Source organism: Cobetia sp. MB87, assembly GCF_011319755.1.
In the GTDB taxonomy this organism is placed as follows: Bacteria; Pseudomonadota; Gammaproteobacteria; order Pseudomonadales; family Halomonadaceae; genus Cobetia.
This window is the reverse complement of sequence record NZ_VFBC01000012.1, coordinates 1-12,459: the sequence shown is the minus strand read 5'-3', so window position 1 is coordinate 12,459 and position 12,459 is coordinate 1. Positions and strand designations below refer to the sequence as shown.

Sequence of the window (12,459 nt, the reverse complement as noted above, 5' to 3'; positions counted from 1 at the left end):
GCCGGCACAGGGGCCGGCAGCAGGAGGGATCAGATGGACTTGATGGTGCCCTTCGGCAGGACTGCAGCCACGGCAGACTTCTGCACGTTGACTTCGTTGCCTTCGTTCAGCTCCATGGTGATGAACTGCTCGCTGACCTTGGTGATGCGGCCAACCAGGCCACCACCGATGACGACTTCGTCACCCTTGGCCAGATTGCTGATCAGGTTCTTGTGTTCCTTGGCGCGCTTGGACTGCGGACGCCACAGCAGGAAATAGAAAATGACCACGAAGCCGACCAGCATGACGATCTGGCCGATGGCGCCGCCGCCGGCGACAGCCGCTTCGGCTTCCGCGTGTGCGGCAGGAATCAGGAATTCCAGCATGTGTATCTCCAGAGGTTACGAGTGAACTGTTGTTATGCAATGAGCGTGATTCAGGCTCTTCTTCACGTCTGGCTCGAGTCGAATATCAAGACGACCGGAGGATTTGGCCCCCGGTCGTCATTCGCCTCGATCAGTCGGCCAGCGGCGGCACCGGCAGGCCGCGCGCGGCATAGAACTGTTCCACGAAGTCCTGCAATGTACCCGCTTCAATTGCACCGCGCAAACCAGCCATCACGGTCTGGTAGTAGCGCAGATTGTGGATGGTGTTGAGCATCGAGCCGAGCATTTCCCCACAGCGATCAAGGTGATGCAGATAGCCGCGCGAGAAATTGGTGCAGGTGTAGCAATCGCAGTCCGGGTCCAGCGGTGAGGTGTCACGCTTGTGGACGGCGTTGCGGATCTTGACGGTGCCCGTCGGCGTGAACAGGTGGCCGTTGCGCGCGTTGCGGGTCGGCATCACGCAATCGAACATGTCGACGCCACGCCGCACGCCCTCGACCAGGTCTTCCGGCTTGCCGACGCCCATCAGATAGCGCGGCTTGTCTTCCGGCATCCACTCGGGAAGGTAGTCGAGCACCTTGATCATCTCGTCCTTGGGCTCGCCCACGGACAGGCCGCCGATGGCGTAGCCGTCGAAATCGATCTTCTTCAGTCCCTCGAGGGACTTCTCGCGCAGGTCCGGGTACATGCCACCCTGGATGATGCCGAACAGCGCCGACGGCGTGTCGCCATGCGCATCGTAGGAGCGCTGCGCCCAGCGCAGGGACATCTCCATCGACTTGCGCGCTTCATCATGAGTGGCCGGATACGGCGTGCACTCATCGAAGATCATCACGATGTCGGAGCCCAGCGAGCGCTGAACGGCCATCGATTCTTCCGGGCCCATGAAGACCTTGGAGCCATCGACCGGTGAGCGGAAGTGAACGCCCTGTTCGGTGATCTTGCGCGTCTTGCCGAGCGAGAAGACCTGGAAACCGCCGGAATCGGTCAGGATCGGCTTGTCCCACTGCGCGAAGTCATGCAGGTCGCCATGCGCCTCGATGACTTCGGTGCCCGGGCGCAGCCACAGGTGGAAGGTGTTGCCGAGGATGATCTCGGCGCCGATGTCCTTGATGGATTCCGGCGTCATGCCCTTGACGGTGCCGTAGGTGCCCACCGGCATGAAGGCCGGGGTTTCCACGGTGCCGCGCGGGAAGGTCATGCGGCCACGACGTGCACGGCCATCGGTCGCGAGCTTTTCAAAGCTCATGAAGCATTCTTTACGCATGGTGCTCTCTTTGCTTGGCGGCGAAACAGGCCGCAGCTGGTGTGTCGATGCCATTATGTCATCAAGCCACTAAGTCGCTATGCCGCAGCATAGCGCGGGGCGCGTTAACTGCGCATGACACGGCCCTCGGCGAATGCCGGGGCCATGTCAGAAAAGGGGAGTCAGGCGCGTTCCAGCAACATGGCATCGCCATAGCTGAAGAACTGGTAGCGCTCTTCCACCGCCGCCTGATAGGCCGCCATGGTGTGCTGGTAGCCGGCGAAGGCCGAGACCAGCATCAGCAGGGTCGATTCCGGCAGATGGAAGTTGGTGATCAGCAGATCCACCACCTGCCATTCGTAGCCCGGGTAGATGAAGATGTCGGTGTCACCGGAGTAGGGTGCCAGCTCACCACCATGGGCCTTGGCAGCACTTTCGAGGCAGCGCACGCTGGTGGTGCCGACGGCGACCACACGACGGCCGGCGGCACGGGCACGGGCGATCTTGTCGCAGGCTTCCTGACCGACCTCGATCCATTCGCTGTGCATGTGGTGCTCGAGAATGCTGTCGACACGCACAGGCTGGAAGGTGCCGGCACCCACATGCAGGGTGACGAAGGCGGTCTCGATGCCTTTCTCGGCCATGGCGGCCATGATCGGCTCATCGAAGTGCAGGCCCGCCGTCGGCGCGGCCACGGCACCATCACGCTTGGCGTAGACCGTCTGATAGCGCTCGCGATCCGATAGCTCGTCGTCGCGGGTAATATAGGGCGGCAGCGGCATGTGGCCGTGCTGGTTGAGCAGCTCGATCATCGGCGTCTCGCCGTGGAAGCGCAGCTCGAACAGCGCCTCCTGACGACCTTCGACCACGGCCGTGATGCCGCCTTCGAAGATCAGCTCGGTGCCAGGCTTCGGTGACTTGCTGGAGCGGATGTGCGCCAGGCCACGATGGGCGTCCAGCGGACGCTCCAGCAACATCTCGATCTTGCCGCCGGAGGCTTTCTGGCCATGCAGGCGCGCGGGGATCACGCGGGTGTCGTTGAAGACCACGACATCGCCGGGTTCCAGCTGCTCGAGCAGATCCGGGAAGCGGCGGTGCACGATCTCGCCGCTCTTGCCATCCAGATGCAGCAGACGGCAATCGCTGCGCTGCTCTGACGGGTAGCGTGCAATCAGCTCATCCGGCAGGCTGAAATCGTAATCGCTGCGCTGCATCGGGCGCGCGTCGGAAGGTGTGGCAACGCCCGAGGCATCACCGGAATCGATACGTGACATGGCCAACCTGACACTCTGATAGCACGAGGCGCGTGGTGCGCTCCGTGGCATGCGTACATGCACAATGGGGAGATGCCGCCCTGAGACACTGGCGCTCTCGTCGCGAGCGCACGACTCCCTTTCTGCGGGTGGGGCAGTCCGGTGCGACACTCTCGAGGCCTTGGATGTCTGGGCAGACGAAAAAGGTCGTCCATGATACCCAATGCCATCGTTCACGCGAAGACCCGTTTGCGGGCGACACGCCTCAGTCCACTGCGGCGTGGGGTGTGAGGAAGCGCTCCATGTGTCTGATCTGACGCCAAAACTCGTTGACCTTGGCGCAATGTCCCGTATAATTTCGCTCCGTTGCCGGTGTGGCGGAATTGGTAGACGCAGCGGATTCAAAATCCGCCGCTTAATAGGCGTGTCGGTTCGAGTCCGACCACCGGCACCAGAATTGAAAAAGTCGCTTTCGAGCGGCTTTTTGCGTTTCTGGCTCCCACCGATTCATCTTCCTTGTGGTTCTTCGCTCGCTCAGTCTCTGCCCCGAATACCAGCTTTTTCTAATCTCATCACGCCTCGCCTGTCTTGGCGCTGGCGATAGCTGCTGCTTGTCTGTGCGCTGTACGTGACCGCAGGGGGCCAGACACAGGAAAGCCCCGATCGAATGTCGGGGCTTTCCTGTGTCTCGTGCATCCAGACGGCGACTTAGGCCTGATATGGAACGCTCTTTACGCGTCGATAGAGGCTGTTGCTGGCGAGGGAGGGATCGAGGAGCGCGATGCGGGTGTTCTGGATCGCGAGTTCCTGGCGCAGGGTGAACCACTTGCCGACGTATTCATGACAATCCTGGCAGTGCACCAGGTGGTCGGCTGATGGAGTGTGGTACTGATACTCCATCTTCAGGCCGGAGCAGGCCGGACAACACAGTGCGGCTTGAGCTTTCCCTTTCATTCCTCCTCTCCCTCTCAGCATTCGACTGAATTCGGTTAGGTTCAGCGTAGCGGTCTCTTTCCTTGAGTTCGCAAACCCGCCAGTCATCAAGGCCCATGAATCAATCGCTCAGACTCATGGATCTTGCTGGCTGGGGAGTGAAGCTTCCCATGCTTGCGCGTCATCCTCTGACAGGGCCTGTCCCTGGCTGCACTTCCTGTGCACTTGGCCCGTCGCTACGCTGAACCTGCCGCTCTTCCTGAGCAGCGATCGGGCGCTGCTGACCCGAAAAATCTTGGACACCTTTCAGAAACTGACTGAATTCGGTGTCATTCAGCGTAGTGATCTCTTTCCCAGAGCTCGCAGGCTGCCAGTCATGAAGATTCGTAAACCTACCCGCTCAGGCTTACGAATCTCCCTGGCCGGGAGCGAAGTCCCCAAGCCTGCGCGTCATCCTCTGACAGGGCCTGTCCCTGGCTGCACTTCCTGTGCACTTGGCCTGTCACTACGCTGAACCAGCCGCTCTTCCTGAGCAGCGGTAGAGACGTTACTGGTTATCTAAAACTTGTACAACTCATGATTTGTTGCACAAGTTTTCAAATGTGTAAATTTCTGTACTTTATTATTTTCTCATATAAATCCATGCACGATGGCCGCCTTCGAGGGTGGACTCTCCTGCTCGTGTGACCCCCATCGTGAGGGGCATGTTCAGGTGGTCCATATGGCCTGCTGCCGCATCAGCACGGCGCTTGATACACTTTACCGCTTCCGCCCGAAGACCTGGTGGTAGCCGTATGCGCCCGAGGCTCGCATCCCATCAGCAACTCAGGATGGGTAGGGTGGGGATCCTTCACGAGCGCCAGGCCACTGTCATTTGATGCCCCTAGGTGGTTGTCCGAGGCCGGCGCTGTGGCGCTTTCACCAATTGACTGGAACATGGAATGACCATCATGCATTGGATGCCGCTGAATCTGTGGTTGTCACTGGTTGCGCTATGCGCCATGGGGGCGATGTCGCCCGGGCCGAGTCTGGCGATGGTGCTGCGCCATACCCTGGGCGGCGGGAGGAGGGCAGGGGTTGCCGCCGGGATCAGTCATGCGCTGGGAGTCGGGTTGTACGCCGCGCTGACTGCCTGGGGGCTCGGCGCCTTGATCATTCATTATCCGGGGGCCTTCCATGCGATCATGCTGCTGGGTGCAGTCTATCTGGCCTGGTTGGGGCTCAAGGCGCTGCGGGCAGGCCGCGGTGGAGCGCTGGAGGCACAGGCCGTCACGACGTCCCGCTCCATGGCGATACGCGATGGTTTCATGGTGGCGCTGGCCAACCCCAAGTTGATCCTGTTCTTCGTGGCGCTGCTCAGTCAGTTGATTACGCCGCAGATGAGCGAGATGGGCAAGTGGCTGGTCGTCGTGACGGCCATGGGCATCGACGGCCTATGGTATGTGCTGGTGGCACTGGTGCTGTCGCACTCGCGGGTGCTGCCCTGGTTGCAGGCGCGCGCGATGTGGATCAATCGTCTGACGGGCGTGGTCTTGCTGGGGCTGGCGTTGCGGGTGGTCTGGGGGCTTTGAGATAGCCTGTCAGCCTGCTGGGGATCTGGTGATTCGTCATCTGGTAGAGAGAAAGGTGAGATAACCCTTGGGTGACAGCTGCAAGTCGATGACAGCTGCAGATGGCGGCGTATTGAAACAACACATTGAGAAAACGGCCCTGGCACCTTGTGTCAGGGCCGTTTTGCATGCGCGTCTTGCGGGTTGTGAGGCGTTTGTCGATAGAGGCGTATGCACGGTGCCGTTAATCGCTGAGCGGCATCATCTCGGCGTACTCCTTGATCGAGACCTCAAGGCTCGTGTCAGGTCTCGCCAGGAAATGCAGTGTCAGCGGCAGTTTGTCGCCCGCAGTGAGTGACTGAGACAGGCCGATCAACATCAGATGGGGGCCGCCGCCGGGAGCCATCGCCAGCGGCGCGTCAGAGGAAATCGCCAGTTGCTTGATTCTGTGCATCTGCATGCGCTCTTGCGTGAGTTGCATGCTGTGCAATTCGACTGTGGCGGCCATCGGCGTACTGGCACCTGTCAGTACGGCATCGCCCTTTGCGATCGACAGTGTCAGGTAGACGGCCCCGGTCGTGGCACCCGGTGGCGTCGGCAGCGCGAAGGCTTGCTCGACATGGGCGATGGCGGATGGGGCTTCCTGCGCCGAGGCGTGAATGGTGGCAAGGGAGAGCAGGGATAGCGTCGCCAGCCATCTGCTGGCGGTGGTGATGGTGGTGCGAAGGGCGGTGATGCCAGCCGATATCTGTCCGGTGCGTCGCGGCGCGCCATGTCCCTGGCGAGGTTGCCTCATGCTGTGCGCATCTCCTGTGTCGGCGTGTAAAGAGAATGACCCTGGGGGCGGTCCATGATGCCAGTGTGGTGTTTTCTGACGGCGATCGCCTCTAGTGTAGAGGCTAGTGCAGAGACTATTGCAGAGGGTTCTGTTTTAGGTGGTTTGCACGAATGCGAGCGTTACCTGTTGCCAGGGTGTGAAGGCAGGTGTCCGGGCCGCAGTTGAAGGCAGCTTCGTCGCATTCTGCTACCGTGGGACGCATTGGTCGATGCCATCCGGCGGTGTTGGTCGTCGCGGATGGCTATCGAAGTGATTCAAGGACAGGCAAGGAACAGGGAACGGTGATCCAGGACGAAATCATTCAGCTGGTCGATGCGCAGAATCGCCCTTGCGGCACGGCACCACGTCGCTTGATGCGACGCTACCGCTATTGGCACCGTGCGACCTATGCCTTCGTGCTCAATTGTCGCGGTGAGCTGTGCATCCAGAAGCGTACCCTGAGCAAGGAAGTGTTCCCCGGCTATTTCGATCTCGCCAGCGGGGGGGTTGTCGGAGCCGGTGAGGCCGTGCAGGTGGCTGCCCGACGCGAGCTGGAGGAAGAGATTGGCGTGCGTGGTGCGCCGCTCAAGCATTGTTTTGATTTCTGCTACACCGACGCGACCAACCATGTCTTCGGCAGTGCATATCTGGTGCATTACGATGGCCCGCTGACGCTGCAAACCGAAGAAGTGGCAGATGCCTTCTGGGTCACGCCTGCCGATGCGCTTGCGTTGCATCCTTCAACGCCTGATAGCCGTATGGCCCTTGAACGTCTGATCCGTGATGGCTTTCTGAGCAAGGCCTGAGCCGATGATCTTCGCTTTTCCATATCGAGGCTGCGCAGCAACGCTGCTGGCCCAGCGTCATCTGACGTGTGCTGCCCGTCGTGATGGCTGCATCTCCTCCTCCCCACTTTGTTCTGGAGTCTTTGCATGAATGCCAAGGTATCGCCACAGCAGCTGGAAGAGGTGGAAGCCGCACTGTCGACGGTGCTGGCGGGCAAGCCGCGCCAGATCCGTCTGGCGCTCTGTTGTCTGCTGTGTCGTGGTCATGTCCTGGTCGAGGATTTGCCCGGGCTGGGCAAGACGACGCTCGCCCAGGGCCTGGCGCGTCTGATCGGAGCGGACATGCAGCGGGTGCAGTTCACCAGCGATCTATTGCCGGCTGACATTCTGGGCGTGTCGGTATTTGATCCGCGTGAGGGCAACTTCCGCTTCCACCCCGGCCCGGTATTCCATTCGCTGGTGCTGGCGGACGAGATCAACCGTGCCACGCCCAAGACGCAGAGCGCGTTGCTGGAAGCGATGGAAGAGCGTCAGGTCACGGTGGAGGGCGAGACCCGTCGCCTGCCGGAACCGTTCTTCGTGATCGCGACCCAGAATCCGCTTCAGCAATCCGGCACCTTCCCGCTGCCGGAATCCCAGCTGGACCGCTTCCTGATGCGGCTGTCATTGGGCTACCCGGAACCCGCAGCCGAGCGCGAGATTCTCAAGGGCAATGCCGGGCGTCAGCATATCGAGGCGCTGCGACCCTTGTTGCCCGTCTCGGTGCTCAAGGAGTGGCAGGCCGCCGTGGACCGTGTGCGCCTGTCTGATCCGCTGCTGGATTATCTGCAGGCGCTGGTGGCGGCGACGCGCAGCTCGCCGGAAGTGGCCTATGGTCTCTCGACGCGCGGGGTGCTGGCGCTGGCCAGTGCTGCGCGTGGCTGGGCACTGCTGGCAGGGCGTGACTATGTGCTGCCGGAGGATGTGCAAGCGGTCTGGGCGCCCGTCGTGGGGCACCGCCTCAGCGAAGGCAGTGTTGCTGAGGGTGAAGCCGTGGCGCGCCATCTGCTCGGGCAGGTGGCGGTGGTGCCTGCATGACGCAGGTGGCGAAGCCCGGTGCCTGGGCGCGCGTGAAAGCCCGCATGCTGCGCAAGATGTCGATTGGTGGAGGCGAGGCGCTTCATCACGCGCGCTTGATGATCCTGCCGACGCCCTTTGGCCTGTTCTGGGCGGTGCTGGTGATCCTGTTGCTGCTATTGGGTATCAATTACGAGAACTCGCTGGCGCATGGCCTGTCCTTCTGGTTGTTCGCCGTGGCAGTGGTCAGCATCTTTCGCAGCTGGCGCAATCTGGCGGGGGTACGAGTGCAGCTGATCGCCGATGGCGAGGCGTTTGCGGGCAATACGTTGCGCGTCATGGTGCGCCTCACCGGGCGGGCTCGCTCACATGCCATCGATGTTCGGCTGGGAGAGGCGCGACAGCGACTCGAGATCCATGACGGTGAAGGCAGTGCGCCGCTGGAGCTGGCGGCCTTTCAGCGTGGCCAGTTCTCATTGCCGACGCTGACGCTGGAGTCGCGCTGGCCGCTGGGACTGGTGCGTCTGTGGGCCTGGGTCGCGATCGACACACCGGTCCTTGTCTATCCGCAGCCAGAACTCCCCTCCACCCCGCAGGGCAGTCGTCGCACGCTCGAGCAGATAGAGCAGGGCGATTTCGCCGGTCTGCGCCGCTATGTGCCGGGTGATGCGCCAGCGCATATCGCCTGGAAGCACTGGGGGCGCAGCGGCGAGCTGGTCACCAAGCGCTTCGAGACGCCAGCGCGTCCCTCGCTGTGGCTGGATTACGAGGCCTGTCGTGGCGACATGGAGCAGCGGCTTTCGGAGCTCACGGCACGCGTGCTGGCGGCGGAAGGCGCCCAGGCGACCTATGGTCTGCGGCTGCCGGGCCAGACATTGGCCATCGCCAGCGGCGGGGCGCATCGCCGTCGAGTGCTTGAGGCGCTGACGCTGTTCGGCGGCGAGCAGAGGTTGCCATGGTCCGCCCAGCTGGCGGCCAGTGAGGCCGCCGAGCGAGCCGGCGCGAGTCGTCCCTTGAGTCAGGAGGGCAGTGCATGAGCCTGTCGACAGCCAAGGCTTCCCCGGGACGTGCCTCCCTGGGCCGCTCCTCAAAGGACGAGCTCTCCAGTGGCGCATCTTCTCCCTCCTCCAGCGCCAGACGACGCTGGTGGCAGCGCAAACCGCTGACGCCTGATCAGGCATTGGGCTGGCTGGAACTGCGCCACCTGTTCATCGGCCAGTGTCTGGTGTTGGCGCTGCATGTGCTGTGGATGCCGGTGTGGCTTGCCTTGCCGGCCTTGCTGGCGGCGTTGTGGCGCTTTCAGCAACTCCGGGCGCGAGTTCCGCGCGCTGGCATCCTGTTGCGACTGGCGGCGGTGGCCATGGTCGCGGCGGGCCTGTTTCTCGAATACGGCCAGATGCTGCGCCTGGAGGCGATGATCGGTCTGCTGGTCGGCATCTATCTGCTCAAGCTGCTGGAGACGGACAGCCTGCGGGATGGTCGCGTGGTCTGTGGGCTGGGCTTCGTGGTGCTGGCAGCGGCCTTTCTGCACGACCAGGGGCCCTTGATGGCGGCGGCCTCGGTCATGGCCGCGGCGTGGCTGATCGGCGGGCTGGTATTGATCGCCGGCGCACGCGAGCGTCGCGAGGCCATGCGGGAGACTGCCTGGCTGATGGGGCTATCCCTGCCGCTGATGCTGGGCTTGTTCGTGCTCTTTCCCCGCTTGCCGCCGCTGTGGAACGTGCCGCAGCTCAACGAGGCCACCACCGGGCTTACCGACAGTGTCTCTCCTGGCGATATCGCCGCCCTGGGTCGCAGTGATGCTCTGGCGTTTCGGGCGCGTTTCGACAACGGACTGCCTGCGGCCTCCCAGCGCTACTGGCGTGTGTATACCCTGAGCCTGTTTGATGGCGTGCGCTGGTCGCGTGCCACGCCGGAGCGTCTTCAGGAGGCGCTGGGCGGGCCGCCTGAACGTTACGTTCAGCGCGGGACGCGCATCGATGGGGAAGTCGCGCGTCATCGCTATGAGCTGTTGTTGGAGCCGGACCCACGCCCCTGGCGGCCGAGTCTCGGCGCGCCACTGACGACCAGCCGCGAGGCCCGTTACCTGATTGATGGCACCCTTGAGGGGCAGGCGTCACTCAATACCCGCGAGTTGCTGGAGATGTCTTCCTCCGGCGCGCCACCGACCACGGCTCCGCAATGGATGCAGCGCCTTGATCAGCTGTTGCCCGATGATGGCAACCCGCGTGCCCGTGAGTTCGCTCGCGATCTGATGCGGGAGTCGGGGGGAGATCCTCAGGTCTTCCTGCAACGCCTTTTCCAGTATTTCAATCGCCAGCCTTTCCACTACACCCTGACGCCACCGCGCCTCGAGGGGCTCAGCCGTGTCGATGATTTTCTGTTCGATAGCTTGCAGGGCTATTGCACCCATTATGCTTCTACCAGCGTTTTTCTGGCGCGTGCTGCCGGACTGCCGGCGCGAATGGTCGCGGGGTATCTGGGCGGCGAGGCACAGGGCGATGGCATCGGTGGGCCACAGGAGTTGAGCATTCGCCAGTATGACGCTCACGCCTGGGTCGAGGTGTTCTATGCCGGCCGCTGGCATCGATTTGATCCCACTGCGGCGGTGGCTCCCGAGCGAATCTCGCAGGGGGCGCTGAGCCTGCAGGGGCAGCCGGGCTTCATGGCCGATGCTGGCTTGCGTGCCTTCACGCTGAATAATTCGTTGCTCAGTGATCTGAGACGGCAGTGGGAGCGTTTCGAATACCGCTGGCAACGCAGCGTGGTGGGGTTCCGTCTCGATGAGCAACGTAATCTCTGGAAGCGGCTGTTTGGTGACTTCCGCTGGGAGTGGCTTGTCTGGGGTGTGCTCGGGCTGCTGGGTAGTGTGGTGCTGGCAGGCGTGACACTGGTGTTATGGTCTGGCCGTAAGGTATCAGCGCACGCAGGTGTGCGAGCCTACCGCAGATTGGTGAAGCGACTTGAGCGCACGGGCCATGGCCCTCACGTGGGCGAGGCTCCCGGCAGCCACTTGCGCCGTATTGCTCAGCAGCAGCCGCAGAATGTAAAAGCATTGTTACATTTGGCAGATCTGATTGAACAATGGCTCTACAACGATGCTACGGTATTAGCGAGCCCTCATGATCAATCACCACCCTTGCGTAGTATTCGACGCCAGTGGTCTGTTCAGGCTCGCAAGATTCGCTGAAGCGCAACGACGACCTTCATGAGTGTGAGTCACTGATTGATAGAGGTTTTTTGTGATTAGACATCTAATCATCATGGCGCGATGCCACTACTGAAAATTGCTAGGTTGCAGTAAGTGATGTTGTGTATCAAAATGTAACTAACCGTCCTTGTCGATCATGCCATTGCCCCCCTTCGCAGCATGATGCAGCACCTTTCCCCAGCAGGAGTATGTCCCCATGGTCCAGGTCATCCGCACAGAAGGCACAGTACTTGTTGTTTCCTCCACTAACGAGGCGCAGCGTGTCGTCAATGGAATGACGCTTGAACCGACAGCTACTCTGGTCGCACCGCAGGGCGCGATCGTGGTGCTGGAAGACGGCACCCAGCTAGTGGTGCCGCAGGGAGCGCCGATTGGCGTAGAAGTCTTGCTGGCCGAGTCGCGTGGAGATGCGCCTGTTGACCCGGCAGTGGAAGCGTTGCGCGAAGCGATCGCTCGCGGCGAAGATCCGACCACGATTCAGGAAGCTCCCGCAGCTGGTGAGAATGGCGGTGCGCCGGGCAGCAGTCGTAGTGGTTTCCTGGATGCCTCTGGGGTGGGGCGTGAAGGGCGTGTTGAGCGGACCTCCTATGAATATGAGGGCGGCTTTACCGACCCGGAGTTCAATGATGAGGACGAAGATGGCCTGGGGCTGAATCTTGATCCGACACTGCCGACAGAGGTCGTGCTGTCCTTGTCGGTCGATGCCCCGGCGCTGACCTCCGACACCACGCCGACCATCGTGGGTACCACCGATGCGCCTGATGGCAGCACTGTCACACTCGTCATCACCGACAGCGACAGCAACGAGCAGACCGTCACCGCGACCGTCGAGAACGGCACCTACAGCGTCGACGCCGAGACGCCGCTGAACGAAGGCGAATACAGTGTCGAAGCCACCGTCACTGACCCGGCCGGCAACACCGCGACCAGCAATGACGTGGGCGAGATCGACGCAAGTGCGCCGGCGCTGACCGTCGACGCCCCGGCACTGACCTCCGACACCACGCCGACCATCGTCGGCACCACCGATGCCGAAGACGGCAGCACCGTCACGCTGGTCATCACCGATAGCGACGGCAACGAGCAGACCGTCACCGCCACCGTCGAAGATGGCACCTATTCCGTCGATGCGGAAACGCCGCTGAGTGAAGGCGAATACAGCGTCGATGCTTCGGTTTCTGATACCGCAGGAAACACCGCGACCAGCACCGATACCGGCGAGATCGACCTGACCGCGCCGACT

Annotated in this window: 11 protein-coding genes and 1 tRNA gene; 7 read left to right on the top strand and 5 right to left on the bottom strand. The window is 62.0% G+C overall.

Going from position 1 to position 12,459, the window contains the following annotated elements; all coding sequences use genetic code 11:
* Positions 1–29 precede the first annotated feature (29 nt).
* The 3 genes from yajC to queA form a co-directional block, all read right to left on the bottom strand.
* Entirely contained in the window at positions 30–365 is a 336-nt protein-coding gene (gene yajC / locus CDPAHKCJ_RS12805; protein WP_153636512.1) for a preprotein translocase subunit YajC, read from the bottom strand.
* A 130-nt stretch (positions 366–495) separates the two neighbouring features.
* A complete protein-coding gene (tgt, locus tag CDPAHKCJ_RS12800) occupies positions 496–1,632 on the bottom strand; it encodes a tRNA guanosine(34) transglycosylase Tgt (RefSeq protein ID WP_166020117.1) in 1,137 nt (378 codons plus the stop codon).
* A 161-nt stretch (positions 1,633–1,793) separates the two neighbouring features.
* Positions 1,794–2,825, bottom strand: a complete 1,032-nt coding sequence (gene queA, locus CDPAHKCJ_RS12795; RefSeq protein WP_166020229.1) for a tRNA preQ1(34) S-adenosylmethionine ribosyltransferase-isomerase QueA — start codon at positions 2,823–2,825, stop codon at positions 1,794–1,796.
* 407 nt (positions 2,826–3,232) lie between these two features.
* Here queA and CDPAHKCJ_RS12790 point away from each other — a divergent pair.
* Positions 3,233–3,318, top strand: a tRNA-Leu gene (locus tag CDPAHKCJ_RS12790).
* Positions 3,319–3,572: 254 nt separating this feature from the next.
* Here the strand turns inward: CDPAHKCJ_RS12790 and CDPAHKCJ_RS12785 are convergent.
* Positions 3,573–3,818, bottom strand: coding sequence for a hypothetical protein (locus tag CDPAHKCJ_RS12785; RefSeq protein WP_166020115.1), 246 nt, complete (start codon positions 3,816–3,818; stop codon positions 3,573–3,575).
* Between the two features lie 938 nt (positions 3,819–4,756).
* Between CDPAHKCJ_RS12785 and CDPAHKCJ_RS12780 the strand changes: the two genes are divergently transcribed.
* Positions 4,757–5,368 (top strand): LysE family translocator, encoded by a 612-nt coding sequence (locus tag CDPAHKCJ_RS12780; RefSeq protein WP_166020227.1) that lies wholly within the window; start codon positions 4,757–4,759, stop codon positions 5,366–5,368.
* A gap of 223 nt (positions 5,369–5,591) precedes the next feature.
* Here CDPAHKCJ_RS12780 and CDPAHKCJ_RS12775 read toward each other — a convergent pair whose 3' ends face one another.
* Positions 5,592–6,143, bottom strand: a complete 552-nt coding sequence (locus CDPAHKCJ_RS12775; protein ID WP_166020113.1) for a copper chaperone PCu(A)C — start codon at positions 6,141–6,143, stop codon at positions 5,592–5,594.
* A gap of 323 nt (positions 6,144–6,466) precedes the next feature.
* Here CDPAHKCJ_RS12775 and CDPAHKCJ_RS12770 point away from each other — a divergent pair, with 323 nt between their 5' ends.
* The 5 genes from CDPAHKCJ_RS12770 to CDPAHKCJ_RS12750 form a co-directional block, all read left to right on the top strand.
* A complete protein-coding gene (locus tag CDPAHKCJ_RS12770) occupies positions 6,467–6,970 on the top strand; it encodes an NUDIX domain-containing protein (protein WP_346773925.1) in 504 nt (167 codons plus the stop codon).
* A 126-nt stretch (positions 6,971–7,096) separates the two neighbouring features.
* Complete coding sequence (locus CDPAHKCJ_RS12765) at positions 7,097–8,026, top strand: MoxR family ATPase (RefSeq protein ID WP_166020111.1); 930 nt, start codon at positions 7,097–7,099, stop codon at positions 8,024–8,026.
* Positions 8,023–9,042, top strand: coding sequence for a DUF58 domain-containing protein (locus CDPAHKCJ_RS12760; RefSeq protein ID WP_166020109.1), 1,020 nt, complete (start codon positions 8,023–8,025; stop codon positions 9,040–9,042). Before CDPAHKCJ_RS12765 ends, CDPAHKCJ_RS12760 begins: the two co-directional genes overlap by 4 nt.
* A complete protein-coding gene (locus tag CDPAHKCJ_RS12755) occupies positions 9,039–11,195 on the top strand; it encodes a DUF3488 and transglutaminase-like domain-containing protein (protein ID WP_166020106.1) in 2,157 nt (718 codons plus the stop codon). Before CDPAHKCJ_RS12760 ends, CDPAHKCJ_RS12755 begins: the two co-directional genes overlap by 4 nt.
* 217 nt (positions 11,196–11,412) lie before the next feature.
* On the top strand, positions 11,413–12,459 hold a 1,047-nt coding region (locus CDPAHKCJ_RS12750), incomplete at its 3' end, for a retention module-containing protein (protein WP_166020104.1).

Excerpts from the sequence above, each read along its gene's own strand:
- yajC (WP_153636512.1), bottom strand. The coding sequence starts at position 365 with ATGCTGGAATTCCTGATTCCTGCCGCACACGCGGAAGCCGAAGCGGCT.
- tgt (WP_166020117.1), bottom strand. The coding sequence starts at position 1,632 with ATGCGTAAAGAATGCTTCATGAGCTTTGAAAAGCTCGCGACCGATGGC.
- queA (WP_166020229.1), bottom strand. The coding sequence starts at position 2,825 with ATGCAGCGCAGCGATTACGATTTCAGCCTGCCGGATGAGCTGATTGCA.
- CDPAHKCJ_RS12785 (WP_166020115.1), bottom strand. The coding sequence starts at position 3,818 with ATGAAAGGGAAAGCTCAAGCCGCACTGTGTTGTCCGGCCTGCTCCGGC.
- CDPAHKCJ_RS12780 (WP_166020227.1), top strand. The coding sequence starts at position 4,757 with ATGCCGCTGAATCTGTGGTTGTCACTGGTTGCGCTATGCGCCATGGGG.
- CDPAHKCJ_RS12775 (WP_166020113.1), bottom strand. The coding sequence starts at position 6,143 with ATGAGGCAACCTCGCCAGGGACATGGCGCGCCGCGACGCACCGGACAG.
- CDPAHKCJ_RS12765 (WP_166020111.1), top strand. The coding sequence starts at position 7,097 with ATGAATGCCAAGGTATCGCCACAGCAGCTGGAAGAGGTGGAAGCCGCA.
- CDPAHKCJ_RS12760 (WP_166020109.1), top strand. The coding sequence starts at position 8,023 with ATGACGCAGGTGGCGAAGCCCGGTGCCTGGGCGCGCGTGAAAGCCCGC.
- CDPAHKCJ_RS12755 (WP_166020106.1), top strand. The coding sequence starts at position 9,039 with ATGAGCCTGTCGACAGCCAAGGCTTCCCCGGGACGTGCCTCCCTGGGC.